This window comes from Dokdonella sp. (genome assembly GCF_039926425.1).
GTDB lineage: Bacteria > Pseudomonadota > Gammaproteobacteria > Xanthomonadales > Rhodanobacteraceae > Dokdonella_A.
Map to the genome: position 1 here is coordinate 1 of NZ_JBDSWZ010000173.1, position 2604 is coordinate 2604.

2 protein-coding genes are annotated in these 2604 nt (G+C 63.7%); one reads left to right on the forward strand and one right to left on the reverse strand.

The window, feature by feature from the left end:
- Positions 1 to 1078 (reverse strand): histidine kinase dimerization/phospho-acceptor domain-containing protein (locus ABIV12_RS10350; RefSeq protein ID WP_348058938.1); only part of this gene is annotated, 1078 nt, incomplete at its 3' end.
- Between the two features lie 304 nt (positions 1079 to 1382).
- On the opposite strand from ABIV12_RS10350, the gene sucC reads away from it, so the two are divergent.
- Positions 1383 to 2549, forward strand: coding sequence for an ADP-forming succinate--CoA ligase subunit beta (gene sucC, locus ABIV12_RS10355; RefSeq protein WP_348058940.1), 1167 nt, complete (start codon positions 1383 to 1385; stop codon positions 2547 to 2549).
- Positions 2550 to 2604: the final 55 nt, after the last annotated feature.

Here is a 2604-nt window from a genome sequence, read left to right on the forward strand (position 1 = left end):
GGTTGTTGACGATGTCGACGAGGCGCTTGTCCTCGGCGTTGAGCTCCGGCGATTCGGCCAGCAGTTGCGCCGAATAGCGGATCGCCGCGAGTGGATTGCGGATCTCGTGGGCGATCGAGGCGGACAAACGACCGAGCGATGACAGCGTCAGTTCCTCCGCACGTCGCGACAGCAACGAGGTGTCGTCCAGAAAGATCAGCACGTTGGTGTCGTCATTCGGCGCGAGCCGGGTGAAACGCGGGATGACTTCGGGCACGTCATGCGCGAGCGCCACGGCGGTCTGGTCGGTCTTGCCGGAATGGCGCCAGTGGTAAAGGCGGCGCGACAGTTCCGCAGCAACCGTGCCGAGTTCGCGCTGATTCGGCGGCGGATTGCCGATCAGGTGCCAGGCCGATTCGTTGATGCGCAGGATCTGGTTTGCCTGGTCGACCAGCAGCACGCCGGTTTTCATGCGCTGGATGATCAGCTCGTTGACCTGCTCCAGGTTGAGCAGATCGACGCCGCGCTGTGCAGCCAGGTCTTCGGTCGCGCGCATGTGGCCGCCGAGGTACCGCAGCAAGGCGGCAACGATGAAATAGGCGACGACGATCGCCACGGTTTCGACGCCCGGGTGGGTGGCATCGGGCAAGGTCAGGCGCTGGTAGGCGAATGGCGCAAGAACCCCGATGGTGGCCATTCCGGCGAACACGTAGGCGCGGCGCGGCAGCAACAACGCGGCGATGCCGACGTTGACCAGCATCAGCATCGGCACGACTGTGTGGCCGGCAAGTGCGAGCAACAGCAGTGACGAGGCGACGATGTCGATGGTCAGGGACGCGCTGATGCCGCTGGAAAGACGTTCGCGCATGCGGTCGGTGCCAAGCAGCAGCACGAACGCGGTGACCAGATAGGCGATGGCAACCGCTTGCCCGAGTACCGGCCGGGCGATTTTGACCCACTCGATCGCGTACGGACTGAACACCAGCCCGGCGTAGATGACCGCTTCGAGGCAGCGATAGAGATTGAAGAAATACAGTTCGCGCCGGGTAATGTCGCCCGGAGAACCGGCATTGCTGCGAGTCAGGAGTGCTGCGGTCACGTCGTCCCCATTCGCCCGAGTATAGCGAAACCGCGGCTTCGAGCTTGCATCGGGCGAGCGCGACACCGTTGTTCGCGAATTGCTCTGCGTGCACCGGTGCAGCACAGGACGAGCGAGGCGCGTTGGCTCAGCGTGTCGTTGCCGGCTCAACTGTGCAGGTGGTGACTTCTTTTGATTTCCCCGACCCCATCCCCGAGAATAGGCGACCGTTGCGCGACCACGCCGCGCCGTTTCCTCCGGATTGCGCTTGCTGGCGCTTCGCCTTGGCGTCGCGGCCGCGCGTCCTTAACGCCAAGGTGCCTGCATGAATTTCCACGAATACCAAGCCAAGGAATTGTTCGCCGAGTACGGCATTCCGGTGCCGCCCGGCAAGGTGGCCTCCACCGCCGAACAGGCGGTTGACTGCGCCAAGGCACTCGGCGGCGAACAATGGATGGTCAAGGCGCAGATCCACGCCGGGGGCCGCGGCAAGGCGGGCGGCGTCAAGTTCTGCAAGTCGTTCGACGACGTCAAGAAGGCCGCGACCGCCATGCTCGGCACCAAGATGGAAACCTACCAGTCCGGCGGTCGTGCGCTGCCGGTGAACCTGGTGCTGGTGACCGATGCGACGGACATCGCGAAGGAGCTGTACCTGTCGATCCTGGTCGATCGGGATACCCGGTCGGTGTCGTTCATTGCGTCGGCGCAGGGCGGCGTCGACATCGAGCAGGTCGCGCGCGAAACGCCCGACGACATCCACACGATCGAAGTGAACTTCGTCGAGGGTCTGCAGCCGTACCAGTGCCGCAAGCTCGCGTTCGACATGGGCCTCAACGGCAAGCAGGCGAGCCAGCTGACCAAGATCATGCTGGGCCTGTACAAGCTGTTCAACGAGAAGGATCTCGCGCTGGTCGAACTCAATCCGCTGGCGATCCTGACCTCGGGCGACCTGATGGCGCTCGACGGCAAGGTGGATTCGGACGACAACGCCGAGTTCCGTCACCCGAAGCTCGCCGCGATGCGCGACCTGACGCAGGAAGACGCGGCGGAAGCGTCGGCGGTGCAGCACAACCTCAACTACGTGACGATGGACGGCAACATCGGCTGCATGGTCAACGGCGCCGGTCTCGCGATGGCGACGATGGACGTGATCAAGCTCGCCGGCGGCGAACCGGCCAATTTCCTCGATGTCGGCGGCGGCGCCACGAAGGAACGCGTGACCGAAGCGTTCAAGCTGATCCTGAGCTCGGACAAGGTGCAGGCGATTCTCGTCAACATCTTCGGCGGCATCGTGCGCTGCGACCTGATCGCCGAGGGCATCATCGCCGCGGTGAAGGAAGTCGGTCTGAAGATTCCGGTCATCGTGCGACTGCAGGGCACCAACGTCGAGAAGGGCCGCGAGCTGCTGCAGAAATCGGGTCTCGCAATCACGTCCGCCGACGATCTCAATGACGCCGCGCAGAAAGCGGTCGCATCGGTCAAGGCCGCCTGAGATACCCCATCAAATTCCTGTAGGAGCGGCTTCAGCCGCGATGCTCTTTTGTACC